This is a genomic window from Clostridium sp. DSM 17811 (assembly GCF_018861905.1).
GTDB lineage: Bacteria > Bacillota > Clostridia > Clostridiales > Clostridiaceae > Clostridium_AD > Clostridium_AD frigoriphilum.
The window spans coordinates 515,607-540,259 of the sequence record NZ_JAHLDU010000001.1 but is presented as its reverse complement, the minus strand read 5'-3'; the positions used below and the strand labels follow the sequence as shown (position 1 = coordinate 540,259).

Here is a 24,653-nt window from a genome sequence, read left to right as displayed (position 1 = left end):
GGCTTAAACATGGTATGATTTTTAAAGTAAAATAAATGATATTCCGTAGATAGTAGGTGCGAAAGCGTAAAAGACAACATACCTACCGAGGATTCCAATAAATGTGCTTGTGTACAGATATTAGGTCTCTTCGTGTCTACGGAGAGATTTTAATTTTCTTATAAAGCAGTTAAAAACTGTTAGGAGGTGGATATACAGTGTTAAGCAATAATAGACAAGTAAAAGAAGTAAAAGTGGCAGAAATAAAAGAAAAATTAGCAAAAGCTAAAGGTGTAGTACTTAGTCAGTATCAAGGTCTTAATGTAGAAGAAGATACAGAGTTAAGAAAAAACCTTAGAGAAGTTGGGGTAGAATATAAAGTATATAAAAACACTTTAGTTATTCTAGCGGCTAAGGAATTAGGAATTGAAGGTCTAGATACTTACCTACAAGGATCTATTTCATTAGCATTTGGATATGAAGATGCAACTGTTGCAGCTAGAATTTTAAAGGAGTTTGCAAAAACTCATAAGAAATTAGAGCTTAAAGCAGCTTTAATCGAAGGTAAAATATTTGACAGCGCAGAAGTTAACGCGCTTGCATCAATACCATCAAGAGATGTTCTTATTGCAAAATTACTTGGAAGCTTCAAGGCTCCATTATCAAATCTTGCATACTTATTGAACTCAATTAAAGAGCAAAAGGAATCAGCACAATAATATTTTAAATATTATGTGAAGGTACATAGCTAATTAATTTAATTGTTTCAAGTTATACCTTCTATGAAGGTGATTATGCCTTATTTATAGGCAAATACAAATATATATATGAAAAAAATTCGGAGGTGCATTTATAATGACAAGAGAAGATATTATTCAAGCTATAAAAGATATGAGTGTTTTAGAATTAAATGAACTAGTAAAAACTTGCGAAGAGGAATTTGGAGTAAGTGCTTCAGCACCAGTTGCTGCTGCAGGAGCTGCTACAGCTACCGCTGAAGAAAAAACTGAATTTGACGTAATTTTAAAAGCTGTAGGACCTAACAAAATTAAAGTTATTAAAGTTGTTAGAGAATTAACTGGACTAGGACTTAAAGAAGCTAAAGATATAGTTGATGGAGCTCCAAAAACTATAAAAGAAGCTGTAAGTAAAGATGATGCTGCTGCAATGAAAGCTAAACTTGAAGAAGTTGGCGGCGAAGCAGAAGTAAAATAATTTTATTATAAAACAAGGGTACTTTTATATAAGAGTGCCCTTTTTTAAAATGTTATGTTGACATAGAATTATAATTATGATAATATAGCGTAATGTAAGAAAACTAGTAATTTTACATTAAAATAAATGTAATTATTGGTTATTGTGAATTAAATTAACAAATAAGGTTATAATAATATGATAAGTGTCTGAATCCAGAAGCATAATGTCCTAATGGAAAGTGTGTTTTTGGTTATTTTAGTTTATACAAGGGGTGAAAGCTGATGGTACATCCTGTCCAACTAGGTAAGAGAACAAGAATGAGTTTTTCAAAGATTCCAGAAGTAACTGATATGCCAAATTTAATTGAGATACAGTTAGATTCTTATGATTGGTTTTTGAAAGAGGGACTTCAAGAAGTTTTTGATGATATAAATCCTATTCAAGATTATACGGGAAATCTTGTTCTAGAGTTCGTAGGATACAAACTTGATATAGAAAATATTAAGTATACTGAAGAACAATGTAAAGAAAGAGATACAACTTACGCAGCACCTTTAAAAGTTAAGGTTAGATTGCGTAATAATGAAACAGGTGAAATCAAGGAGCAAGAAGTCTTTATGGGAGATTTCCCACTGATGACACCACAAGGAACATTTGTTATCAACGGTGCAGAAAGAGTTATAGTAAGTCAATTGGTTAGATCGCCAGGGGTTTACTACAATTATTCAGTTGACAAGACAGGAAAAAAACTATACTCAGCTACTGTAATTCCCAATAGAGGAGCATGGCTGGAGTATGAAACAGATTCTAACGATATCGTATATATTAGAATCGATAAGACTAGAAAATTGCCAATAAGTATCTTAGCAAGGGCTATGATGGATAATGGTAGTGATTTAGACTTACATCAATTATTGGGTGAAGAAGAAAGATTAAAAGCAACAATAGAAAAAGATAATACTAAAACAAGAGAAGAAGCTTTAATAGAAATATATAAGAGATTAAGACCAGGTGAACCACCTACAGTAGATAGTGCGGTATCTCTTATTGATTCATTATTCTTTGATGCGAAGAGATACGATTTGTCAAGAGTTGGTAGATATAAATTTAATAAAAAGTTATCAATTAATCACAGAATCGCAAATCAAATCGCTGCTGAGAATATTGTCAACCCTACAACTGGTGAAGTTATAGTCGAAAAAGATCAAAAAATAGATAGAGAAACAGCTTTAGAAATTCAAAATCTAGGAATTAATGTTGTAGATCTTCAAGTTGAGGATAGAGTAATAAGAGTTATAGGAAATAATTTTGTTAACCTTAATAAGGTAGTTAACTTTGATATTTCTGATCTTAATATTAGGGAAATGGTTCATTATCCAACATTAAAAGAAATACTAGATAATTATAGTGATGAAGAAGAGATTAAAGAGCAAATAAAAGCAAATAAAACTAGATTGATACCAAAACATATAATTAAAGATGATATGTATGCTACAGTGAGCTACGAGTTAGGACTAACTTACGATATCGGTTATATTGATGATATTGATCATTTAGGAAATAGACGAATTAGATCTGTAGGGGAACTTTTACAGAATCAATTTAGAATAGGATTATCTAGAATGGAAAGAGTTGTTAAGGAAAGAATGACAATTCAAGACCAAGAAGGAATTACTCCTCAAGCACTTATAAACATAAGACCAGTAGCAGCAGCTATAAAAGAATTTTTTGGAAGTTCTCAACTTTCTCAATTCATGGATCAAACAAATCCATTATCAGAACTTACAAACAAAAGAAGATTATCTGCGCTAGGACCAGGTGGGCTTTCTAGAGAGAGAGCTGGCTTTGAAGTTAGAGACGTTCATTATTCACATTATGGTAGAATGTGTCCAATAGAGACGCCAGAAGGACCAAATATAGGGCTTATTAATTCACTTGCAAGTTACGCTAAGGTAAATGAATATGGATTTATCGAAACACCATATAGACTTATAGATAAGAAAACATCAATAGTTACCGACAAGATTGTTTATATGACTGCAGATGAAGAAGATTCATATCTAGTAGCACAAGCGAGTGAACCAATTAGTGAAGATGGTACATTTGTAGATGATAAGGTAACTGTAAGAAAGACAACAGAAATAATGATCGTTCCAAAAAATGAAGTTGATTTAATGGATATATCACCAAGACAGATAGTTTCTGTTGCAACTGCTATGATTCCATTTCTTGAGAATGATGATGCAAGTCGTGCACTTATGGGTTCGAACATGCAGCGTCAAGCAGTACCATTACTAAAGTCACAATCTCCAATTGTAGCTACTGGAATAGAATATAGAGCTGCAGTGGATTCTGGTGTTCTTCCGAAAGCTAGAAATGCCGGTATAGTTGAGTACGTGAGTGCTAACGAGATTAAAGTAAGAAGAGATTCAGATAGTGGACTCGATGTTTATAAAATTCTTAAGTTTAAAAGATCCAATCAGGGTACGTGTATAAATCAGAAACCTATAGTTAATAAAGGAGAGAAAGTTGAAGTAAACTCTGTTTTAGCAGATGGTCCTTCAACAGATCTTGGAGAAATAGCTTTAGGTAAGAACATCCGTATTGGGTTTGTAACTTGGGAAGGTTATAATTATGAGGATGCAATGCTAATATCTGAAGAACTTGTTCGTGATGATATATTTACTTCAGTTCATATTGAAGAATACGAATCAGAAGCAAGAGACACTAAACTTGGACCTGAAGAAATAACTAGAGACATCCCAAATGTTGGAGAAGATGCACTTAAAGACATAGATGAGGGTGGAATAATAAGAATTGGTGCTGAGATAAGATCTGGAGATATACTTGTGGGAAAAGTAACCCCTAAAGGAGAAACAGAGCTTACCGCAGAGGAGAGATTATTAAGAGCAATATTTGGTGAAAAAGCAAGAGAAGTAAGAGATACGTCACTTAGGGTACCTCATGGTGAGGCTGGAATAATAGTCGACGTTAAGGTATTCACTAGAGAAAATGGTGATGAACTTCCACCAGGTGTAAATGAACTAGTTAGATGTTATATAGCTCAAAAAAGAAAGATATCTGTAGGCGATAAGATGGCAGGAAGACATGGTAATAAAGGAGTTATCTCAAGAGTATTACCAGTCGAAGATATGCCGTTTTTACCAGATGGAAGACCACTTCAAATATGCTTAAATCCACTAGGAGTTCCTTCTCGTATGAATATAGGTCAAGTACTTGAGGTACATCTAGGATGGGCAGCTAGTGAATTAGGTTGGCACATTGCAACTCCAGTATTTGATGGTGCACAAGAGGAAGAAATTGAAGCGTGCTTGATAAAAGCGGGATATGATGCAGATGGAAAAACTGATTTGTATGATGGACGTACAGGAGAAGCACTTGATAGCAGAGTTACTGTTGGATATATGTATATCTTGAAATTACATCATCTAGTAGATGATAAAATACATGCTAGATCTACAGGGCCATATTCTCTAGTAACACAGCAACCATTAGGTGGTAAAGCACAGTTTGGTGGCCAAAGATTTGGAGAAATGGAAGTTTGGGCATTGGAAGCTTATGGTTCAGCTCACACGTTGCAAGAGATTCTAACAGTTAAATCTGATGATGTTGTAGGTAGAGTTAAAACATATGAAGCAATTGTTAAGGGTGAAAATATCCCAGAACCAGGTGTACCTGAATCGTTTAAAGTTCTTATAAAAGAACTGCAAGCCTTATGTCTTAATGTTAAAGTTCTTACTGATGATAGAGAAGAAATTAAAATTAAAGAGTCAGTAGACGATGAAATGGAAGAATTAAATCTAAATGTTAACATAGAAGGTTCAGAAGATGTAGTACCTGAGTCGCCAACTGAAGAGTACGTTGAACTTATTGATGAAGATGAAGAAGTAGATGTTGATATAAATTATGATGAAGTACCATTAGAAGATTTTGGTGAAGATTTAGAATTGAATGATTTTAATGATGAACATTAATATGAAGGGAGGCTGGACCCTTGTTTGAATTTAATAATTTTGATGCTATTCAAATAGGATTAGCATCACCGGAACAAATTAGAGAATGGTCGAAAGGTGAAGTAAAAAAACCTGAGACTATAAACTATAGAACTTTAAAACCTGAAAGAGATGGACTTTTTTGCGAGCGTATATTTGGACCAATAAAAGATTGGGAATGTCACTGCGGAAAATACAAGAGAGTAAGATATAAGGGAATAGTTTGTGATAGATGTGGTGTTGAAGTTACAAAATCAAAAGTAAGACGTGAAAGAATGGGGCATATAGAACTTGCTGCTCCAGTATCTCACATTTGGTATTTTAAAGGAATACCATCTCGTATGGGACTTATTTTAGATATGTCACCTAGATCACTAGAAAAAATTCTTTATTTTGCTTCTTATGTAGTATTGGATCCAAAAGAAACATCACTACTAAGAAAGCAAATCCTTAGTGAAAAAGAATATAGAGAAGCTATTGATAAATTTGGAAATGATAGCTTTGTTGCTGGTATGGGCGCAGAGTCTGTTAAAGTGCTTCTACAAGGTATAAACTTAGAGGAATTATCTAAGGAATTAAAAGAAGACTTAAAAACAAGTACAGGACAAAAAAGAATTAGAAGTATAAGAAGGCTGGATGTATCAGAGTCATTTAGAAAATCTAAAAACAAGCCTGAGTGGATTATAATTGATGTAATCCCTGTAATACCACCTGATTTAAGGCCAATGGTACAATTAGATGGGGGAAGATTTGCTACTTCTGATTTGAATGATTTATATAGAAGAGTAATAAACAGGAACAATAGACTTAAAAAGCTTTTAGATTTAGGAGCTCCAGACATAATCGTTAGAAATGAAAAAAGAATGCTTCAAGAAGCTGTAGATGCATTAATTGATAATGGAAGACGTGGAAGACCAGTTACAGGACCAGGTAATAGGCCTTTGAAATCTTTATCTGATATGTTAAAAGGTAAACAAGGAAGATTTAGACAAAATCTACTTGGAAAACGTGTTGATTATTCTGGACGTTCGGTTATAGTTGTTGGACCGGAACTTCAAATGTATCAATGTGGTCTTCCAAAAGAAATGGCTTTAGAATTATTTAAGCCTTTTGTTATGAAAAAGTTAGTTGGTAGTGGAGTGGCTCATAATATTAAGAGCGCTAAGCGTATGGTTGAGAGGGTTATGCCTCAAGTATGGGATGTATTAGAAGAAGTAATAGCTGATCATCCGGTATTGTTAAATCGTGCACCTACACTGCATAGACTTGGAATTCAAGCTTTCCAACCTATATTAGTAGAGGGTAGGGCTATTAAGCTACATCCACTTGTATGTACAGCTTATAACGCTGACTTCGATGGAGATCAAATGGCAGTACATGTACCTTTATCTGTTGAAGCTCAAGCTGAAGCAAGGTTCTTAATGCTTGCAGCTCACAATATAATGAAACCGTCAGATGGTAAACCAGTTTGTGTACCTACTCAAGATATGGTTTTAGGAGCTTACTACTTAACTATTGATAAAGATGGTGCAAAAGGTGAGGGAAGAGCATTCTCATCACCAGATGAAGTAATGATGGCATATCAAGTGAAGGATATAGCTATTCATGCAAAAATTAAAGTTAAGGTATCTGGCGTTGTTAATGGCATTAGTGTAACTTCTGTTATAGAAACTACACCAGGAAAATTAATATTTAATGAAACTATACCTCAAGATTTAGGATTTATTGATAGAAGTATTCCTGGCAATGAACTTAAGTGTGAAATAGATTTCTTAGTAAGTAAAAAGAATCTTGGTAGCATTATTGATAAATGTTACTTAAAATATGGTCCTTCAGAAACTTCTAAGATGTTAGATAAGATAAAGGCCAAAGGATATCATTACTCAACAATAGGAGCAATTACTGTTGCTACATCTGATATGCAAGTTCCAGAAGCTAAAAAAGAATTGTTAAGAGATGCTGATGAAACTGTAAATAAGATTGAGAAAATGTATAGACGAGGATTTATATCTGAGGAAGAAAGATACCAAAGAGTAATAGAAAAATGGACTAAGACTACAGAAGATGTAGCAAATGCATTAATGGATAGTTTGGATAAATTTAATCCAATATTCATGATGGCAGATTCAGGAGCCAGAGGGTCTAAGAGTCAGATTAAACAATTGGCTGGTATGAGAGGCCTGATGGCTAATCCATCAGGTAAGATAATAGAGTTACCAATTAGAGCGTCATTTAGAGATGGACTAACCGTATTAGAGTATTTTATCTCAACACATGGAGCTAGAAAAGGTAATGCAGATACAGCACTTAAGACTGCCGATTCAGGTTATCTAACAAGAAGACTTGTTGATGTATGTCAAGATGTTATAGTAAGACACGAAGATTGTGGAACAAACGAAGGGTTTGAGGTTTCAGAAATTTGTGATGGTAGTGAGGTAATTGAACAATTAGTTGAAAGATTAACTGGGAGATATTCTGCTGAAGATATTATTCATCCAAAGACAGGCAAAGTAATAGTTCCTAAGGGTGAATATATGGACATAAATTTAGCACAAGAAGTTCAAAATTCTGGTGTTAAAAAAGTTATGATTAGATCAGTATTTACATGTAAGGCTAAAATCGGTGTTTGTGCTAAATGTTATGGAATGAATATGGCAACTTCTCAAAAAATAAATATTGGAGAAGCCGTAGGAATAATTGCAGCTCAATCTATCGGAGAACCAGGAACGCAACTTACAATGAGAACATTCCATACTGGTGGAGTAGCAGGGTCAGATATTACTCAAGGTCTTCCAAGGGTTGAGGAATTATTTGAAGCTAGAAAACCAAAAGGACTTGCAATAGTAAGTGATGTAACTGGTAGCGTTAAAATGGAAGATACTAAGAAAAAGAGAGTTGTAATTGTAATTGGTGATGCAGGAGAAGAATTAAGTTACGATATACCATTTGGTTCAAGATTAAAAGTTGCAAATGGTGATAGAATTGAGGCTGGAGACGAAATAATTGAGGGTTCAGTTAATCCGCATGATATTTTAAGAATCAAAGGCGTTAATGGAGTTAAAAATTATTTATCATCAGAGGTACAAAAGGTTTATAGACTTCAAGGTGTTGATATTAATGATAAGCATTTAGAGGTCGTTGTAAGACAGATGACAAGAAAAGTAAAAATTGAGGAATCTGGAGATACTGAACTACTTCCAGGAAATTTAGTTGATATTTTTGCTTTTGAAGATGCTAATTCAAAAGTTGAATCTGAAGGTGGCGTACCTGCTGTGGGTAAGATATCCTTATTAGGTATAACTAAAGCCGCACTTGCAACAGAATCATTCTTGTCAGCAGCATCATTTCAGGAGACAACAAGAGTTCTTACTGATGCAGCTATCAAGGGTAAAATTGATCCATTACTTGGATTAAAAGAAAATGTAATAATTGGAAAATTAATACCTGCAGGTACTGGTATGACAAGATATAGGACTATAAAGATAAATACTGAAGATGAAGTTAAGGTAGAAAGTGAAAATGATTTAGAACTATAACTTGTAACTAGTTGACAGGCGGATACTAAAATGATAAAATACACCTTGTGTGTGATTTAAATCGAGTAGATGCATCTTAATTAGATAAATCTTATGATTGTAGTTATGAAGGGAGTTATAAATGGTAGAAAAAATTGTAGGTCAGAAGGTCGTTGGAGTTAAACAAACCCTAAAAGCATTAAAGAATAATCAGGGTAAGGTTTTGTATATAGCCAAAGATGCTGATAATAGTATTACTGAGCCTATTTTAAAATTAGCCAAAGTTAATTCCCTGCAAATAGTATTTGTAGACACAATGAAAGAACTAGGAAATCTTTGCGACATAGATGTTGCATCAGCAACAGCATTGCGTTTTGAAGATTAAATTATTGCTAGCAACTAAATAATATAGATATATCATGTGATAACATAACGTTAAGTTGTGTTATGACACATTGATATAAATGAAATTAGCTTATAAAAATGGGGAGGTGAAACCATGCCAACTATTAACCAATTAATAAGAAAAGGCAGAAAGACATTAGCTACAAAATCAGCTGCACCAGCATTAAAAAATTGCCCACAAAAAAGAGGCGTTTGTACAGTAGTTAAAACAACAACTCCTAAGAAGCCAAACTCAGCATTAAGAAAAGTTGCAAGAGTAAGACTTACAAACGGATATGAAGTTACTGCGTATATTCCAGGTGTAGGCCACAACTTACAAGAACATAGTGTTGTTCTTATAAGAGGTGGAAAAGTTAAGGATTTACCAGGAGTTAGATACCACATCATCAGAGGAACATTAGATTCAGCTGGAGTTGCAGGAAGACTACAAAGTAGATCTAAATATGGTACTAAAAGACCAAAGCAGGCAAAAAAATAATGCTTTGAACTAAGGTGCAATGTCTTCAGCATTTATATATATGATAATTTAAATATTTACATACATTTGCAGAAGTACAGAGTGCTTTGCGGTAGAAATATCGAGTACCTATGAGTTAATTAAAATTGTTAAGGAGGGAAGTAAAGTGCCGAGAAAAGGATATATTGCAAAAAGAGATGTATTACCAGATCCTATGTACAACAGCAAAGTCGTTACAAAGTTAATAAACAATGTAATGGAGGATGGTAAAAGAGGAGTAGCACAAAAAATATGCTATGAAGCTTTTGACATAATCAAAGAAAAGACAGGTAAAGAACCTTTAGAGGTTTTTGAAGCAGCATTAAATAATGTTATGCCATTACTTGAAGTAAAAGCTAGAAGAATAGGTGGAGCTAATTATCAAGTGCCTATCGAAGTTAGACCTGAGAGAAGACAAACATTAGGACTAAGATGGTTATTAATCGCTGCAGATAACAGAGGCGAGAAATATGCAAGAGAAAAACTTGCAAATGAGTTACTTGAGGCTTCAAACAACACTGGAGCAGCAGTAAAGAAAAGAGAAGACATCCACAAGATGGCTGAAGCTAACAAGGCTTTCGCTCATTACAGATATTAATAACAAAACTGTTTTGGCTTTGCCAAGACAGTTTTGTCAAATTTAAAATCACTCGTTGAGAGGAGGAACAAATAGTGGCAAGAGAATATGCTTTAGAAAAATTCCGTAACATAGGTATTATGGCTCATATTGATGCTGGTAAAACAACTACTACTGAACGTATACTATTTTATACAGGAAAAACACATAAGATTGGTGAAGTTCATGATGGTGGAGCTACAATGGATTGGATGGTACAAGAACAAGAAAGAGGTATAACAATAACTTCTGCGGCTACAACTTGTTTTTGGAAAGGTTACAATATAAACATTATTGACACACCAGGGCACGTAGATTTCACAATTGAAGTTCAAAGAGCTTTAAGGGTACTTGACGGTGCAGTTGCTGTATTTGCTGCAAAAGGTGGAGTTGAACCACAATCTGAAACAGTGTGGAGACAAGCTGCTAAGTATAATGTTCCAAGAATGGCGTATGTTAATAAAATGGATATAATGGGTGCAGATTTTTATAGAGTTGTTGAGATGATGAGAGAAAGACTTCATGCCAATGCTGTTCCAATACAACTTCCAATAGGAAAAGAAGAAGGTTTCCTCGGAATTATAGATTTAATTAGAAATATTGCAGAAGTCTATAAGGACGATTTAGGAACACAAATAGAAGAAATAGAAATTCCAGAAGATATGAAAGAATTAGCAGAAGAATATAGAGCAGCTATGGTTGAAGCAATAGCTGAACTAGATGAAAATCTTATGATGAAATATCTTGATGGTGAAGAAATCAGTGAAGAAGAATTAAAAGCAGCATTAAGAAAAGGTGTACTTAACAATGAAATAGTACCTGTAATCTGTGGTTCTTCATACAAAAACAAAGGTGTTCAAATGATGATAGATGCGGTTATAGAATACATGCCATCACCACTTGATATACCAAATGTTAAAGGACAGGATATTGATACTGCCGAACCATTGGAAAGACATCCAAGTGATGATGAACCAATGGCAGCATTAGCATTTAAAATAGCCACAGACCCATTTGTTGGTAGACTTTGTTTTACAAGAGTTTACTCAGGCATAATGAAAACTGGTACATACGTTTTAAATGCTAACAAGGGTAAAAAAGAGAGAATTGCTAGGCTAGTTAAAATGCATGCTAATCATAGAGAAGAAGTTGATGAATTACGTGCAGGAGAATTAGGTGCAATAATTGGACTTAAAAATACAACCACTGGAGAAACTTTATGTGATGAGGATCATCCAATATTGTTTGAGACCATGGACTTCCCAGATCCAGTTATTCATGTAGCTATTGAGCCTAAAACTAAAGTAGGACAAGAAAAATTGGGAATGGCTCTTGCAAAACTCTCAGAAGAAGATCCTACGTTCCAAACTTATACAGATCAAGAAACTGGTCAAACAATAATTGGTGGTATGGGTGAGCTTCATCTAGAGATTATTGTTGATAGACTTCAAAGAGAATTTAAAGTTGAATGTAATGTAGGTAAGCCACAAGTTGCTTATAAAGAGACAATACGTAAGCAAGTTAAAGCAGAAGGTAAATACATTAAACAATCAGGTGGACGTGGACAATACGGTCACTGTTGGATAGAGTTAATACCAACTACTGAACCTTACTCGTTTGAAAATGCTACTGTTGGTGGATCTATTCCGAAAGAATTTATAGGACCAATAGAAAATGGAATTAAAGAAGCATCGAAAACTGGTATTCTTGCTGGATACCCAGTTCTTAACTTTAAAGTTAAAGTAGTTGATGGTTCATACCATGATGTTGACTCGAACGAAATGGCATTTAAGGTTGCTGGTTCTATGGCTTTCAAAAATGGTATGGCAAAAGCAGATCCAGTATTGCTTGAACCAATAATGAAAGTTGAAGTAACAGTGCCAGAGGAATACATGGGCGATGTTATGGGAGATATTAATTCAAGAAGAGGTAGAATTGAAGGAATGGAAGCTGAATCAGGCGCTCAAGTAATAAGAGCAATGGTTCCATTATCTGAAATGTTTGGATATTCTACAACACTTAGATCAAGAACTCAAGGTAGAGGAGTATACAGTATGGAATTTGCTGCATATGAACCAGTTCCAAAGAGTATTCAAGAACAAGTTATAGGCGAAAAATAATAATTAATATATGAGATAATATGTAAATATAAGGAGGAATACAAAATGGCAAAGGCAAAGTTTGAAAGAACAAAACCACATGTAAACATAGGAACAATAGGGCACGTAGATCACGGCAAGACAACATTAACAGCTGCAATAACTGCTGTACTTGCAACTAAAGGATTAGCAGAAGCATCAAGATTTGACCAAATTGATAAAGCACCAGAGGAAAGAGAAAGAGGAATAACAATTAACACATCGCATGTTGAATATGAAACAGAAAATAGACATTATGCACATGTTGATTGCCCAGGACATGCAGATTATGTAAAAAACATGATTACAGGAGCAGCACAAATGGATGGAGCAATCCTAGTTGTTAGTGCAGCAGATGGTCCAATGCCTCAAACAAGAGAACATATATTACTTGCAAGCAGAGTTGGAGTAGGTTATATAGTAGTATTCTTGAACAAAGCAGATATGGTTGATGATCCAGAATTATTAGAACTTGTTGAAATGGAAGTAAGAGAATTATTAAGTGAGTATGACTTCCCTGGTGATGATATTCCAATTATAACAGGATCAGCATTAAAAGCATTAGAAAATCCAACAGACCCAGAAGCAACAAAATGTATATATGAATTAATGGAAGCTGTAGATACTTACATTCCAACACCAGTAAGAGCTACAGATAAACCATTCTTAATGCCAGTGGAAGATGTATTCACAATCACAGGTAGAGGAACAGTTGCTACAGGAAGAGTTGAAACTGGGATACTTAAGGTTGGAGAAGAAGTAGAAATAGTTGGACTTAGCGAAGATAAAAGAAAAGTTGTATGTACAGGAGTTGAAATGTTCAGAAAACTTCTAGATCAAGCAATGGCTGGAGACAACATTGGAGCATTATTAAGAGGAGTTCAAAGAGCTGATATTGAAAGAGGTCAAGTACTTGCAAAACCAGGATCAATACATCCACATGCAAAATTTGTAGGTCAAGTATATGTACTTAAAAAAGAAGAAGGCGGAAGACATACACCATTCTTCGACGGATACAGACCACAATTTTATTTTAGAACAACAGATGTAACAGGATCAATAAAATTACCAGACGGAATGGAAATGGTAATGCCAGGAGACCACATAGATATGAATGTAGAATTAATCACTCAAGTAGCAATGGATGAAGGATTAAGATTTGCAATCAGAGAAGGTGGAAGAACAGTAGGTTCTGGAGTTGTTACTTCAATAGTTAAATAGTAATTAACAAGATATTTAATACAATTAATTGGTTTTTTTAATATAATAAAAGCTTTTATTATTAAGGGGAAGAGGACGCTCTTCTCCTTTTAAATACGAAAAAAATCATGTATAAATATAAATAAAAATAGCTGATATAAAAATAATTAAATAATAAAAAAAAAACTTGTCAAAGTAAAAGAAATGTTGTATACTTTAGAGGTTGTATTGTGTTAACAGTGATGAGGTAAGAGGTTGCCGGACTTCCGGGTAATTCTTCACCGAACATGTCCTGATCTTGAATCGGGCGACGGGGTTCCTACAATTGTTTCATGTTTTTATTTCACGAAACACCCGGAACAGTTTACAGAACATCCGCTGTTGTACGTAAGAAGTAGAGCGTGCGATGAAAAGGAGGAAATAATAATGATAAAGCAAAAAATTAGAATTAGATTAAAGGCTTTTGATCATAATATATTAGATCAATCAGCTGAAAAAATTGTTCAAACTGCTAAAAGTACAGGAGCTAAAGTAGCTGGTCCAGTACCACTACCTACAGAAAAAGATGTAATTACAGTATTAAGGGCTCCACATAAATATAAAGATTCGAGAGAACAATTCGAAATAAGAACTCATAAGAGGCTAATAGATATCATTAGTCCATCACCTAAAACTGTTGATGCTCTAATGAGACTCGACTTACCAGCTGGTGTTGATATCGAAATAAAACTATAAGCGTACATAGAAGTGCGATAAAACGTAAGTAATAGGTTTCTATTACTAACTATTATGATCACCATTGTGGTCCGCTAATAAGTAGGAGGTGTATTTTCATGAAAAAAGGTATAATGGGTAAAAAACTTGGTATGACTCAAATATTTGATGAGAATAGAAAAGTTGTTCCAGTAACGGTTGTTGAAGCAGGTCCATGTGTTGTTGTTCAAATAAAAACTGTTGAAAATGATGGTTATAGTGCAATTAAAGTTGGTTTTGGTGACATAAGAGAAAAGTTAGTTAACAAACCAATGCAAGGACAATTTGCTAAAGCAGGTACTTCTTTAAGAAGATTCGTAAAAGAATTTAGAATGGAAGATACAAGTGCTTATGAAGTAGGTCAAGAGTTTAAGGCTGATATATTCGCAGCTGGAGATAAAATTGACGTATCAGGAATATCTAAAGGTAAGGGATTCCAAGGTTGTATTAAAAGATGGAATCAGCACACAGGACCAATGAGTCATGGTTCTAAATTTAAAAGAGCAGTTGGATCAATGGGAGCATCTTCTGATCCATCAAAAACGTTTAAAAATAAACGTATGCCAGGTCATATGGGTAATGTTAGTAGAACAGTATTAAACCTTGTAATAGTTAAAGTAATGCCTGAAAAGAACATTATATTAATTAAAGGTGGTATTCCAGGACCAAACAAAGGTACAGTTGTAATAAGAAATGCTGTTAAAGCGTAACTTTAAAGAAAGGAGGATGCAGAATGCTTACATTAGATTTATTTAATAAACAAGCACAAAAAGTTGGAGACATTCAGTTAAATGAAAGTATATTTGGAGTTGAAATCAATGCGGATGCTATGCATCAAGTTGTTGTTGCACAACTTGCAAATAAAAGACAAGGAACTCAATCAGCTAAAACTAGAGCTGAAGTTCGAGGCGGTGGAATTAAGCCTTGGAGACAAAAGGGAACTGGTAGAGCAAGACAAGGTTCTATTAGAGCGCCACAATGGATACATGGTGGTATAGTTTTTGCTCCAAAGCCAAGAGATTACCGTATGTCTGTACCAAAGTCAATGAGAAGAGTTGCTTTCAAATCAGCTTTATCAGCTAAAGTAGCTGAAAATGAAATGATAGTAATTGATAGTTTAGAATTTGACTCACCAAAAACTAAGGCAATGTTAGAGGTTTTAAAAGCTTTCGATGCTAAGAAAACTTTAATAGTTGTTGAAACTTCAGATGAGAATGTTTATAAATCAGGAAGAAATATACCTGGAGTACAAGTTACACCAGTAAATAACTTGAATGTTTATGACATACTTAAATATGAAAAATTCATAGTTACAAAGGATGCTGTATCTAAGATTGAGGAGGTGTATATATAATGAAGCTAACTAGCCATGATATTATAAGAAAACCAGTAATTACTGAAAAAAGTATGGCGGTAATGGCTGATAAAAAATACACCTTTATAGTTGATATCCATGCAAATAAAACTCAGGTTAAAAAAGCAGTAGAAGAAGTATTTGGAGTTGTCGTTGAAAATGTAAGAACTTTAAAAAATATAGGTAAAACTAAAAGAGTTGGAGTTCACATTGGAAAAAGGGCAGACTTTAAAAAAGCTATTGTTACTTTAACAACAGAAAGTAAAACAATTGAGTTTTTTGATGGAATGTAATTATTAAGCTAGTATTGGCAGAAGCCAGATAAGCGAGAAAAAAGGAGGGAATTCACATGGCAATTAAAAAATTTAGACCCACCACACCTTCAAGAAGAAATATGACTATGTCTGATTTTGAAGAAATAACAACAGATAAGCCACTAAAATCACTTCTTGTAAGTACAAAAAGACATGGTGGTAGAAATAACCAAGGTAAGATAACTGTTCGTCACCGAGGTGGTGGAGCAAAACAGAGTTACAGAATAATTGATTTTAAGAGAAATAAAGATGCTATCCCAGCAAAAGTTTCTACAATTGAGTATGATCCAAACAGATCTGCTTACATAGCTCTTGTTGTTTATGCTGATGGTGAAAAAAGATACATAATTGCTCCAGTTGGTTTGAAAGTTGGAGATGTAATTGTATCCGGTGCCGATGCTGATATAAAAATTGGAAATACACTTCCAATAGTTAATATACCATTGGGTTCTACAATTCATAATATAGAATTACAAGTAGGAAAAGGTGCTCAACTTGTAAGATCTGCAGGTTCTTCAGCTCAGCTTATGGCTAAAGAAGGAGAATATGCTCAAGTAAGACTTCCAAGCGGTGAAGTAAGATATATTAGATTAAACTGTAGAGCTACTATAGGAACAGTTTCTAATTTAACTCATGACATTGTTAATATAGGTAAAGCAGGAAGAAAGAGACACTTAGGATTTAGACCTACAGTCAGAGGATCAGTAATGAATCCGAACGATCATCCACATGGTGGTGGAGAAGGTAAATCACCAGTTGGTCACGCTAGTCCGATGACTCCTTGGGGTAAACCAGCATTAGGATATAAAACTAGAAAAACCAAAAAATACTCTGACAAATTTATTGTCAAAGGTAAAAATAGAAAATAGTTTGAGGAGAATTTATCCTCTTTACTACTATGTTTATTGTGTATGAAGGGAGGCCACAAAGTGAGTAGATCAGTAAAAAAAGGACCTTATGTACAAGAAGTTCTGTTAAAAAGAATAAATGAAATGAACAAAAATGGCGAGAAAAAAGTAATAAAGACTTGGTCAAGAAGTTCTACTATTTTCCCACAAATGATAGGGCATACTATCGCAGTTCATGATGGAAGAAAACATGTGCCAGTTTATGTTTTAGAAGATATGGTAGGACATAAATTAGGAGAATTCGCATTAACTAGAACATTTAAAGGACACATTGACAGAGAAAGAACTAGCAAAGTAAGATAGTGCTGGAAGGAGGAAACAATCAATGGAGGCTAAAGCTATAGCTAAATACGTAAGAACTTCTTCGATGAAAATGGGAATAGTTCTTGGGTTAATAAGAGGTAAAAATGTAAATGAAGCTTTTGCTATATTACAATACACTCCAAAAAATGCAGCTGAAGTAGTTAATAAAGTACTTAAATCAGCTGTAGCAAATGCAGAAAACAATTTAAATTTAGATATTAATAGACTATATGTTGCTGAAGCTTATGCATGCCAAGGTCCAACACTTAAGAGGTTTAGACCACGTGCACAAGGAAGAGCATATAGAATAAGAAAAAGATCTAGTCATGTCACTATTATAGTTACAGAGAGATCATAAGAAGGAGGGTTATAGCGTGGGACAGAAAATACATCCACATGGCTTTAGAGTCGGTGTAATAAAGGATTGGAGTTCTAAATGGTATGCAGATAAGAAGAACTTTTCAGATAATCTTGTTGAAGATTTTAAGATTAGAAAATTCTTAAAAAGCAAACTTTATACAGCTGGAATTTCTAAGATTGAAATTGAAAGAGCAGCTAAAAGAGTTAAAATCAACATACACACTGCTAAACCAGGAATGGTAATTGGTAGAGGTGGCTCTGGTATTGAAGTTATAAAACTTGATATGAAAAAATTAGTAGCAGATAAAAATGTTTTAATTAACATAGTAGAAGTTAAACAAGCAGAAAACAATGCTCAATTAATGTCAGAAAATGTTGCTTCTCAATTAGAAAAAAGAATTTCTTTTAGAAGAGCAATGAAACAGACAATTCAACGAGCTATGAGATCTAATGTAAAGGGAGTCAAAATTGCTTGTGCAGGAAGACTTGGCGGAGCTGAAATAGCTAGAACTGAACATTATCATGAAGGTACAATACCTTGTCAAACATTAAGAGCTGATATAGACTATGGATTTGCAGAAGCAAATACAGTATATGGTAAAATCGGCGTTAAAGTTTGGGTATATAGAGGTGAAGTTCTTCCTACAAAGAAAACCGTTAAGGAAGAAATAAAAGCGTAAGGAAGAAGTAAAAGCGTAAGGAAGGAGGAATAAGACATGTTAATGCCTAAGAGATCTAAACATCGTAAGGTTCAACGTGGCAGGATGAGAGGAAAAGCTACAAGAGGAAACTTTATTGCATATGGTGATTATGCATTACAAGCTATGGAATGTGGCTGGGTTAAAAGTAATCAAATTGAAGCTTGCAGAGTTGCTATCAATAGAGAAGTTAAAAGAGGCGGAAAGGTTTGGATAAAAATCTTCCCTGATAAGCCAGTAACTGAAAAACCAGCTGAAACTCGTATGGGTTCAGGTAAAGGATCAGTAGAATATTGGGTAGCAGTTGTTAAGCCAGGTAGAGTCTTATTCGAAATCGCAGGAGTAACAGAAGAAGCAGCTAGAGAGGCAATGAGACTTGCTTCACACAAACTTCCAATAAAAACTAAGTTTGTATCTAGAAAAGATTTCGAGGAAATGGGTGGTGAAGTCATTGAAGGCTAATGAATTAAAAGAATTAAGACAAAGTAATCCTCAAGATTTACTAGTAAAAATGTCTGATCTGAAGGCAGAATTATTTAACCTTAGATTTCAGTTAGCTACAGGGCAACTAGAAAATCCTATGAGAATTAAGCAAGTAAAAAAATCTATAGCCCAAATTAAGACCATCCTTAGGCAAGAAGAAATAAAGGCTTTAGAACAGTAAAACTGAAAGGAGGTTGCTTTTGTGGAAAGAAATAATAGAAAAACAAGAACAGGTAGAGTAGTTTCTGATAAAATGGATAAGACAATAGTTGTTGCAATTGAAACAAAAGTTCGTCATCCATTATACGGAAAAATAATTAATACAACAACAAAATTTAAAGCTCACGATGAAAAGAATGAAGCTAAAATTAATGATAAAGTTACAATTATGGAAACTAGACCATTGTCTAAAGATAAAAGATGGAGAATTACTGGTATAGTTGAAAAAGCTAAATAACATTTCAGTTCAACGACTGAAAGGAGGGTATTCGATATGATACAACAGCAAAGTAAATTAAAAGTCGCAGATAATTCTGGTGCAAAAGAAATTATGTGTATTAGAGTATTAGGTGGTTCCAAGAGAAAATGGGGAAACATCAGTGACACAATAGTTGCTAGCGTAAAAAGTGCAACACCAGGTGGAGTTGTTAAAAAAGGTGAAGTTGTTAAAGCAGTTATAGTCAGATCAGTAAAAGGGTTAAGAAGAGCAGACGGAACATACGTTAGATTTGATGATAATGCTGCTGTTATTATAAAAGACGACAAAACCCCAAAAGGAACTCGTATATTCGGACCTGTTGCAAGGGAGTTAAGGGATAAAGACTTCACTAAGATCTTATCACTAGCGCCTGAAGTTCTATAAGATAGGAGGTGTCTAACATGGCAGTTAAAAAAGTACACGTGAAAAAAAATGATTCAGTAATGGTTATTTCAGGTAAAGACAAAGGTAAAATAAGCGAAGTCTTAGCTGTATATCCTAAAACTGGTAAAGTTTTAGTGAAAGATGTTAGTGTAATTACAAAACATCAGAAACCAAGCAAACAAAATATGCAAGGTGGTATAACTCACAGAGAAGCAGCTATTAATAGTTCTAAGGTTATGTTATATTGTACAAAATGCAAAAATGTAACAAGAATAAATAGTAAGATTCTAGAAGATGGAACTAAGGTAAGAGTTTGCAAAAAATGTGCAGAAACATTTTAATTCCTGAAAGGAGGTTTAACATATGAGTTCAAGACTACAAGAAAAATATGAAAAAGAAGTAGTTCAAGCTTTAATGGAGAAATTCGGTTATAAAAATATAATGGAAGTTCCTAAGCTTGAGAAAATAGTATTGAATATGGGAGTTGGAGAAGCTAAAGATAATTCTAAGGTTTTAGATGCAGCGCTTAGTGATATGCAGATTATTGCAGGTCAAAAGCCAATCATAACAAGAGCAAAGAAATCTATAGCTAACTTTAAATTAAGAGAAAATACACCAATAGGGTGTAAAGTTACTTTAAGAAAAGCTCAAATGTTCGAATTTGCGGATAAATTAATGAACGTTGCATTACCTAGAGTTAGAGATTTTAGAGGAGCTTCTTCTAAAGCATTTGATGGTAGAGGGAATTATGCTATAGGAATTAAAGAACAACTTATTTTTCCTGAAATAGAATATGATAAAATTGATAAAATTAGAGGAATGGATATAATATTCGTTACTACAGCAAAGACAGACGAGGAAGCAAGAGAATTATTAAGATTCCTTGGAATGCCATTTGCTCAATAATTAGGAGGGAAACATATGGCACGTAAGGCTTTAATAGAGAAATGGAAAAAAGAACCTAAATATTCAACTAGAGCTTATACAAGATGCAGACTTTGCGGAAGACCACATTCAGTATTACAAAAATTTGGTATATGCCGTATCTGTTTTAGAGAACTTGCACACAAGGGAGAAATTCCTGGTTGCAGAAAAGCAAGTTGGTAATTAGAACATTCTAATGAAAGGAGGCACGAAAAATGGTTATGACTGACCCAATCGCAGATTTGCTAACACGTATAAGAAATGCAAATGTTGTAAGACATGAAATAGTAGAAGTACCTTCATCAACTATAAAGAAGGAAATAGCAAATATATTACTTCAAGAAGGGTACCTTAAAAATATCGAAGAGTACAATGATGGTGTCGTTCCTATGATGAGACTTGCAATGAAGTATGGTCAAAATAAGGAAAGAGTTATCACTGGACTTAAGAGAATATCTAAACCTGGTTTAAGAGTATATTCTAAAAATGAAGATATTCCAAAAGTATTGAATGGATTAGGAGTTGCTATAATATCAACTTCTAAAGGATTAGTAGCAGATAGAGAAGCTAGAAAATTAGGCTTAGGCGGAGAAGTTATTTGTTATATTTGGTAGTCTAATAATTCTAAGGCATAACGACTATAATTTGTTATGTACATAGTAATAATAGATAATTAGTTAACAATTAAAAGAGATATATGGGATATAATTATTAATAATGGTTATATGTCTGAAAAGAATACAGGAGGTGTAAGTATGTCAAGAATCGGAAGACTTCCAGTAGTTATACCTAATGGAGTAACTGTTACAGTTTCACCAGTTAATGTTGTTAATGTAAAAGGACCAAAAGGTGAACTAACTCAAAACATGAGTACTAAAATGAATATAGCTATGGAAGACAATACTGTGGTAGTTACAAGACCGAGTGATGTAAAAGAGCATAGAGCTCTTCATGGATTGACAAGATCATTAATAAACAATATGGTTATTGGTGTTGTAGAGGGATATGAAAAAACACTTGAATTAGTTGGCGTTGGTTATAGAGCTCAACTTAAAGATGGTAAAATAACATTAAGCCTCGGATATTCACATCCAGTTATAATTGATGCAGTTCCAGGAATCCAATTTATATTACCAGATGCTAATAAAATAATAGTAAAAGGTATTGATAAACAATTAGTTGGAGCTGTTGCAGCAGAAATAAGAACTTGGAGAAAACCAGAACCTTACAAAGGCAAAGGAATCAGATATTCTGGAGAAATTGTTAGACGTAAGGAAGGTAAAACAGGTAAATAAGTAGGAAGGAGTGAATGATGTGTTCAAGAAAGACGATAGACAAAAGTCAAGAGTTAAGCGTCATCTTAGAGTTCGTAAAAAGATCTCTGGTACAGCAGAAAGACCAAGATTAGCTGTATATAGAAGTGAAAAGAACATATATGCTCAAGTAATAGATGATGTTGCAAAAATCACATTAGTTTCTGCTTCAAGCATAGATAAAGCTTTTGAACCAAAAGTAGGAAGCAATAAAGAAGCGGCAAAATTAGTAGGTAAAATGATTGCTGAAAGAGCACTTGAAAAAGGAATAAATGAAGTAGTATTTGACAGAGGCGGATATGTATATCACGGTAGAGTACAAATTCTCGCTGAAGGAGCAAGAGAAGCTGGACTTAAATTCTAAGAGAAGGAGGGAAACACATGAAAATTGATCCTAGCACATTAGATCTTAAAGAAAAAGTAGTTAACATAAACAGAGTTGCTAAGGTTGTTAAAGGTGGAAGAAACTTCAGATTCAGCGCATTAGTTGTTGTTGGAGACGAAAACGGACACGTTGGCGTTGGTATGGGTAAATCTGTAGAAATTCCTGAAGCAATTAGAAAAGGAATAGAAGATGCTAAGAAAAATCTAGTAAACGTGGCTATGGTTGGAACAACTATACCACATACTATTGATGGTAAGTTTGGTACTTCTGTTATACACATAATGCCTGGTTCTGAAGGTACAGGAGTTCTTGCTGGAGGTCCAGTTAGAGCGGTTCTAGAATTATCAGGATTAAAAGACGTTAGAGCTAAATCTTTAGGTTCTAGTAATCCTAGAAATGTAGTTAATGCTACTATTGATGGGTTATCAAGATTAAGAACAGCAGAAGACGTTGCTAAATTAAGAGGTAAGACTGTAGAAGAAATTTTAAGATAGGAGGGGAAAACCTTGGCTAAAGTTAAAATAACATTGGTAAAAAGCTTAATAGGTAGAAAGAAAGAACATATCGCTACTGTTAATGCTTTAGGATTAAGAAAAATACGAAAAAGTGTTGAGCACGAGGAAACTCCTCAGATCAAAGGCATGATTAACAAAGTAATATATCTAATAAATGTAGAGCAAGTATAAAAACGAGGAGGTGTTGACATGAAACTTCATGAGTTAAAACCTGCGGAAGGTTCAAAAAAATCTCCTAAGAGAATCGGTAGAGGTACTGCTTCAGGTTGGGGAAAAACTGCGGGAAGAGGTCAAGATGGACAGAACTCTAGATCTGGTGGTGGAACAAGACCAGGATTTGAAGGAGGCCAAATGCCTTTATATAGGAGATTACCTAAAAGAGGTTTTACAAATATTTTTGCAAAACAATACTCTTGTATAAATGTAGATAGGCTTAATGTATTCGAAGATGGTACTGAAGTTACACAGGAATTGTTAGTAGAGAAAAGAATCGTAAGAAAGATACACGACGGAGTTAAAATACTTGGTAATGGTAATTTAGAAAAGAATTTAACTGTAAAAGTATCTAAACTCTCGAAAGCAGCAGCTGAAAAAATTACAGCAGCTGGGGGAAAAGTTGAGGTGATATAAATGCTATCAACCATACGTAATGCCTGGAAAATTCCTGATTTAAAAAAACGTATGATATTTACGCTACTTATGGTTGTAATTATGCGGGTAGGTATTTTCATTCCTGTTCCGGGTGTAGATGCTAGCAAGTTAGCAAGTTTAACTAGTAATGGAGGAACGTTATTTAGTTTTTACGATATGCTTTCGGGTGGTGCATTTGGTAAATTTAGTATTTTCGCAATGGGTGTTGGTCCATACATAAATGCATCTATTATAATGCAATTACTAGTAATTGCAATTCCATACTTAGAGCAACTTTCTAAGGAGGGACTTGAAGGACGTAAGAAAATACAAGATTATACTAGATATGCTTCAATAGTACTAGGGGTTTTACAATCTTTTGGTATGTATGCAATTATTGCAGGGACTGGAGCATTTTCAGACACATCTAGTTTAACCATATTTTTAGTGGTACTAACGATGACTACTGCATCAACATTTTTGGTGTGGATAGGTGAACAAATCACAGGTAAAGGTATTGGTAATGGTGTTTCATTGATAATATTTATTAATATTATATCTGGATTACCTGACCTTGCATATAAAATCGCTGGACTTCAAAAGGCAGGCACTGTAAGTTTTGTAGAAGTTATATTGTTTGTTGTAATTGCTGTGGCATTATTAGTTGCAGTAGTAATAGCAAGTTTAAGTGAAAGAAGGATTCCGGTTCAATATGCAGGTAAAGCTGTTGGAAACAAGGTTTTCAAAGGGCAATCAACACATATTCCAATTGGTGTTAATGCATCTGGAGTTATCGGTATAATCTTTGCAATGTCAGTAATGACATTTCCAGCAACAATAGCACAGTTAAAACCGACATCTTCAATTGCAAAATTCATCACAGGAAGTCGTTGGAGCATATTTGAAGCAAATACTTGGAAATATGCAGTGGTGTATTTTGTATTAATAGTATTCTTTACATGGTTTTATACTCAGGTAACATTTAAACCAGATGAAATGGCAGAAAATATGCACAAATCATCAGGTTTCATACCAGGTATTAGACCGGGTGAGAATACAGCAACATATATCGATAGTGTACTTACTAAGATTTCAATCCTTGGAGGAGTTTTTGCAGGTGTTATAGCATTGTTTCCTATTATTACAGAAGGCTTTACTCAATTCAAGGGAATATACTTTGGAGGTACAATGTTATTAATTATGGTTAATGTTGGTATTGAAACGTTGAGACAACTTGAATCACAATTGGTAATGCGTCATTACAAAGGATTTCTTAAATAAAATAATACCAG

31 protein-coding genes and 1 other annotated feature are annotated in these 24,653 nt (G+C 34.1%); all 31 genes read left to right on the top strand.

The genetic code is table 11. The features are described 5' to 3' along the window. Window positions 1–25: 25 nt before the first annotated feature. Window positions 26–162, top strand: a sequence feature (ribosomal protein L10 leader region). A gap of 35 nt (window positions 163–197) precedes the next feature. The 31 genes from rplJ to secY all read left to right on the top strand — a co-directional run bounded on the left by rplJ (window position 198) and on the right by secY (window position 24,642). After that, window positions 198–698 carry a 50S ribosomal protein L10 gene (rplJ, locus tag KPL44_RS02515; RefSeq protein WP_216247033.1) on the top strand — a complete coding sequence of 167 codons (501 nt, stop codon included), beginning with the start codon at window positions 198–200 and terminating at the stop codon, window positions 696–698. Between the two features lie 136 nt (window positions 699–834). Next, on the top strand, window positions 835–1,194 hold the full coding sequence (gene rplL, locus KPL44_RS02510; protein WP_216247030.1) for a 50S ribosomal protein L7/L12: 360 nt from the start codon (window positions 835–837) through the stop codon (window positions 1,192–1,194). Window positions 1,195–1,457: 263 nt separating this feature from the next. Then, a complete protein-coding gene (gene rpoB, locus KPL44_RS02505) occupies window positions 1,458–5,171 on the top strand; it encodes a DNA-directed RNA polymerase subunit beta (RefSeq protein ID WP_071614640.1) in 3,714 nt (1,237 codons plus the stop codon). 20 nt (window positions 5,172–5,191) lie between these two features. Further along, the gene (gene rpoC, locus KPL44_RS02500) at window positions 5,192–8,725 is read left to right on the top strand and encodes a DNA-directed RNA polymerase subunit beta' (protein ID WP_152753638.1); all 3,534 of its coding nucleotides are present in this window, start codon (window positions 5,192–5,194) and stop codon (window positions 8,723–8,725) included. A gap of 121 nt (window positions 8,726–8,846) precedes the next feature. Then, the gene (locus KPL44_RS02495) at window positions 8,847–9,089 is read left to right on the top strand and encodes a ribosomal L7Ae/L30e/S12e/Gadd45 family protein (protein ID WP_216125682.1); all 243 of its coding nucleotides are present in this window, start codon (window positions 8,847–8,849) and stop codon (window positions 9,087–9,089) included. A 114-nt stretch (window positions 9,090–9,203) separates the two neighbouring features. Further along, complete coding sequence (gene rpsL, locus KPL44_RS02490; RefSeq protein ID WP_071614637.1) at window positions 9,204–9,587, top strand: 30S ribosomal protein S12; 384 nt, start codon at window positions 9,204–9,206, stop codon at window positions 9,585–9,587. 145 nt (window positions 9,588–9,732) lie between these two features. Next, window positions 9,733–10,203 carry a 30S ribosomal protein S7 gene (gene rpsG, locus KPL44_RS02485; protein WP_071614636.1) on the top strand — a complete coding sequence of 157 codons (471 nt, stop codon included), beginning with the start codon at window positions 9,733–9,735 and terminating at the stop codon, window positions 10,201–10,203. Window positions 10,204–10,277: 74 nt separating this feature from the next. Beyond that, the gene (fusA, locus tag KPL44_RS02480; protein ID WP_216247028.1) at window positions 10,278–12,341 is read left to right on the top strand and encodes an elongation factor G; all 2,064 of its coding nucleotides are present in this window, start codon (window positions 10,278–10,280) and stop codon (window positions 12,339–12,341) included. A 45-nt stretch (window positions 12,342–12,386) separates the two neighbouring features. Next, window positions 12,387–13,580 (top strand): elongation factor Tu, encoded by a 1,194-nt coding sequence (gene tuf, locus KPL44_RS02475; protein WP_216247026.1) that lies wholly within the window; start codon window positions 12,387–12,389, stop codon window positions 13,578–13,580. Window positions 13,581–13,982: 402 nt separating this feature from the next. Beyond that, complete coding sequence (rpsJ, locus tag KPL44_RS02470; protein WP_439648466.1) at window positions 13,983–14,294, top strand: 30S ribosomal protein S10; 312 nt, start codon at window positions 13,983–13,985, stop codon at window positions 14,292–14,294. A 98-nt stretch (window positions 14,295–14,392) separates the two neighbouring features. Continuing rightward, window positions 14,393–15,022: a 50S ribosomal protein L3 gene (rplC, locus tag KPL44_RS02465; RefSeq protein WP_071614632.1), complete on the top strand. Its 630-nt coding sequence runs from the start codon at window positions 14,393–14,395 to the stop codon at window positions 15,020–15,022. A gap of 23 nt (window positions 15,023–15,045) precedes the next feature. Then, the gene (gene rplD / locus KPL44_RS02460; protein ID WP_071614631.1) at window positions 15,046–15,666 is read left to right on the top strand and encodes a 50S ribosomal protein L4; all 621 of its coding nucleotides are present in this window, start codon (window positions 15,046–15,048) and stop codon (window positions 15,664–15,666) included. Next, entirely contained in the window at window positions 15,666–15,959 is a 294-nt protein-coding gene (rplW, locus tag KPL44_RS02455) for a 50S ribosomal protein L23 (protein WP_071614630.1), read from the top strand. Before rplD ends, rplW begins: the two co-directional genes overlap by 1 nt. A gap of 56 nt (window positions 15,960–16,015) precedes the next feature. Further along, the gene (gene rplB, locus KPL44_RS02450) at window positions 16,016–16,849 is read left to right on the top strand and encodes a 50S ribosomal protein L2 (RefSeq protein WP_071614629.1); all 834 of its coding nucleotides are present in this window, start codon (window positions 16,016–16,018) and stop codon (window positions 16,847–16,849) included. 60 nt (window positions 16,850–16,909) lie between these two features. Continuing rightward, on the top strand, window positions 16,910–17,191 hold the full coding sequence (gene rpsS / locus KPL44_RS02445) for a 30S ribosomal protein S19 (RefSeq protein WP_071614628.1): 282 nt from the start codon (window positions 16,910–16,912) through the stop codon (window positions 17,189–17,191). A 22-nt stretch (window positions 17,192–17,213) separates the two neighbouring features. Further along, on the top strand, window positions 17,214–17,549 hold the full coding sequence (gene rplV / locus KPL44_RS02440; RefSeq protein WP_071614627.1) for a 50S ribosomal protein L22: 336 nt from the start codon (window positions 17,214–17,216) through the stop codon (window positions 17,547–17,549). A gap of 16 nt (window positions 17,550–17,565) precedes the next feature. Beyond that, on the top strand, window positions 17,566–18,231 hold the full coding sequence (gene rpsC, locus KPL44_RS02435; protein WP_216247023.1) for a 30S ribosomal protein S3: 666 nt from the start codon (window positions 17,566–17,568) through the stop codon (window positions 18,229–18,231). A 36-nt stretch (window positions 18,232–18,267) separates the two neighbouring features. After that, window positions 18,268–18,711 carry a 50S ribosomal protein L16 gene (rplP, locus tag KPL44_RS02430; protein WP_216247020.1) on the top strand — a complete coding sequence of 148 codons (444 nt, stop codon included), beginning with the start codon at window positions 18,268–18,270 and terminating at the stop codon, window positions 18,709–18,711. Beyond that, window positions 18,701–18,913, top strand: coding sequence for a 50S ribosomal protein L29 (gene rpmC, locus KPL44_RS02425; protein ID WP_071614624.1), 213 nt, complete (start codon window positions 18,701–18,703; stop codon window positions 18,911–18,913). The genes rplP and rpmC overlap by 11 nt, the downstream gene beginning before the upstream one ends. 21 nt (window positions 18,914–18,934) lie before the next feature. Beyond that, on the top strand, window positions 18,935–19,189 hold the full coding sequence (gene rpsQ / locus KPL44_RS02420; RefSeq protein ID WP_216125684.1) for a 30S ribosomal protein S17: 255 nt from the start codon (window positions 18,935–18,937) through the stop codon (window positions 19,187–19,189). 36 nt (window positions 19,190–19,225) lie between these two features. Beyond that, on the top strand, window positions 19,226–19,594 hold the full coding sequence (gene rplN, locus KPL44_RS02415; protein WP_071614622.1) for a 50S ribosomal protein L14: 369 nt from the start codon (window positions 19,226–19,228) through the stop codon (window positions 19,592–19,594). Window positions 19,595–19,611: 17 nt separating this feature from the next. Continuing rightward, a complete protein-coding gene (gene rplX, locus KPL44_RS02410) occupies window positions 19,612–19,935 on the top strand; it encodes a 50S ribosomal protein L24 (RefSeq protein WP_071614621.1) in 324 nt (107 codons plus the stop codon). A 22-nt stretch (window positions 19,936–19,957) separates the two neighbouring features. After that, window positions 19,958–20,500 (top strand): 50S ribosomal protein L5, encoded by a 543-nt coding sequence (gene rplE, locus KPL44_RS02405; protein ID WP_071614620.1) that lies wholly within the window; start codon window positions 19,958–19,960, stop codon window positions 20,498–20,500. Between the two features lie 15 nt (window positions 20,501–20,515). Beyond that, entirely contained in the window at window positions 20,516–20,701 is a 186-nt protein-coding gene (locus KPL44_RS02400; RefSeq protein ID WP_071614619.1) for a type Z 30S ribosomal protein S14, read from the top strand. Window positions 20,702–20,733: 32 nt separating this feature from the next. Next, a complete protein-coding gene (gene rpsH / locus KPL44_RS02395) occupies window positions 20,734–21,132 on the top strand; it encodes a 30S ribosomal protein S8 (protein ID WP_071614618.1) in 399 nt (132 codons plus the stop codon). A 141-nt stretch (window positions 21,133–21,273) separates the two neighbouring features. After that, window positions 21,274–21,813: a 50S ribosomal protein L6 gene (gene rplF / locus KPL44_RS02390; protein WP_071614617.1), complete on the top strand. Its 540-nt coding sequence runs from the start codon at window positions 21,274–21,276 to the stop codon at window positions 21,811–21,813. 19 nt (window positions 21,814–21,832) lie between these two features. Next, entirely contained in the window at window positions 21,833–22,195 is a 363-nt protein-coding gene (rplR, locus tag KPL44_RS02385) for a 50S ribosomal protein L18 (RefSeq protein WP_216247019.1), read from the top strand. 17 nt (window positions 22,196–22,212) lie between these two features. Then, window positions 22,213–22,710 carry a 30S ribosomal protein S5 gene (gene rpsE, locus KPL44_RS02380; RefSeq protein WP_216247017.1) on the top strand — a complete coding sequence of 166 codons (498 nt, stop codon included), beginning with the start codon at window positions 22,213–22,215 and terminating at the stop codon, window positions 22,708–22,710. Between the two features lie 12 nt (window positions 22,711–22,722). After that, complete coding sequence (rpmD, locus tag KPL44_RS02375; RefSeq protein WP_071614614.1) at window positions 22,723–22,902, top strand: 50S ribosomal protein L30; 180 nt, start codon at window positions 22,723–22,725, stop codon at window positions 22,900–22,902. An 18-nt stretch (window positions 22,903–22,920) separates the two neighbouring features. Continuing rightward, on the top strand, window positions 22,921–23,361 hold the full coding sequence (rplO, locus tag KPL44_RS02370) for a 50S ribosomal protein L15 (RefSeq protein ID WP_071614613.1): 441 nt from the start codon (window positions 22,921–22,923) through the stop codon (window positions 23,359–23,361). Beyond that, on the top strand, window positions 23,362–24,642 hold the full coding sequence (gene secY, locus KPL44_RS02365) for a preprotein translocase subunit SecY (protein WP_216247014.1): 1,281 nt from the start codon (window positions 23,362–23,364) through the stop codon (window positions 24,640–24,642). It begins immediately after the preceding gene. Window positions 24,643–24,653: the final 11 nt, after the last annotated feature.

What these genes read in the sequence shown, in the direction of transcription:
- rplX (WP_071614621.1), top strand. Translation starts at nt 19,612, where the DNA reads ATGGCAGTTAAAAAAGTACACGTGAAAAAAAATGATTCAGTAATGGTT.
- KPL44_RS02400 (WP_071614619.1), top strand. Translation starts at nt 20,516, where the DNA reads ATGGCACGTAAGGCTTTAATAGAGAAATGGAAAAAAGAACCTAAATAT.
- rpsE (WP_216247017.1), top strand. Translation starts at nt 22,213, where the DNA reads ATGAAAATTGATCCTAGCACATTAGATCTTAAAGAAAAAGTAGTTAAC.
- rplC (WP_071614632.1), top strand. Translation starts at nt 14,393, where the DNA reads ATGAAAAAAGGTATAATGGGTAAAAAACTTGGTATGACTCAAATATTT.
- rplB (WP_071614629.1), top strand. Translation starts at nt 16,016, where the DNA reads ATGGCAATTAAAAAATTTAGACCCACCACACCTTCAAGAAGAAATATG.
- tuf (WP_216247026.1), top strand. Translation starts at nt 12,387, where the DNA reads ATGGCAAAGGCAAAGTTTGAAAGAACAAAACCACATGTAAACATAGGA.
- rplE (WP_071614620.1), top strand. Translation starts at nt 19,958, where the DNA reads ATGAGTTCAAGACTACAAGAAAAATATGAAAAAGAAGTAGTTCAAGCT.
- rpsL (WP_071614637.1), top strand. Translation starts at nt 9,204, where the DNA reads ATGCCAACTATTAACCAATTAATAAGAAAAGGCAGAAAGACATTAGCT.
- rplF (WP_071614617.1), top strand. Translation starts at nt 21,274, where the DNA reads ATGTCAAGAATCGGAAGACTTCCAGTAGTTATACCTAATGGAGTAACT.
- KPL44_RS02495 (WP_216125682.1), top strand. Translation starts at nt 8,847, where the DNA reads ATGGTAGAAAAAATTGTAGGTCAGAAGGTCGTTGGAGTTAAACAAACC.
- rplV (WP_071614627.1), top strand. Translation starts at nt 17,214, where the DNA reads ATGGAGGCTAAAGCTATAGCTAAATACGTAAGAACTTCTTCGATGAAA.
- rplO (WP_071614613.1), top strand. Translation starts at nt 22,921, where the DNA reads ATGAAACTTCATGAGTTAAAACCTGCGGAAGGTTCAAAAAAATCTCCT.
- rplD (WP_071614631.1), top strand. Translation starts at nt 15,046, where the DNA reads ATGCTTACATTAGATTTATTTAATAAACAAGCACAAAAAGTTGGAGAC.
- rpsH (WP_071614618.1), top strand. Translation starts at nt 20,734, where the DNA reads ATGGTTATGACTGACCCAATCGCAGATTTGCTAACACGTATAAGAAAT.
- rplL (WP_216247030.1), top strand. Translation starts at nt 835, where the DNA reads ATGACAAGAGAAGATATTATTCAAGCTATAAAAGATATGAGTGTTTTA.
- rplW (WP_071614630.1), top strand. Translation starts at nt 15,666, where the DNA reads ATGAAGCTAACTAGCCATGATATTATAAGAAAACCAGTAATTACTGAA.
- rpoB (WP_071614640.1), top strand. Translation starts at nt 1,458, where the DNA reads ATGGTACATCCTGTCCAACTAGGTAAGAGAACAAGAATGAGTTTTTCA.
- rplN (WP_071614622.1), top strand. Translation starts at nt 19,226, where the DNA reads ATGATACAACAGCAAAGTAAATTAAAAGTCGCAGATAATTCTGGTGCA.
- rplP (WP_216247020.1), top strand. Translation starts at nt 18,268, where the DNA reads ATGTTAATGCCTAAGAGATCTAAACATCGTAAGGTTCAACGTGGCAGG.
- secY (WP_216247014.1), top strand. Translation starts at nt 23,362, where the DNA reads ATGCTATCAACCATACGTAATGCCTGGAAAATTCCTGATTTAAAAAAA.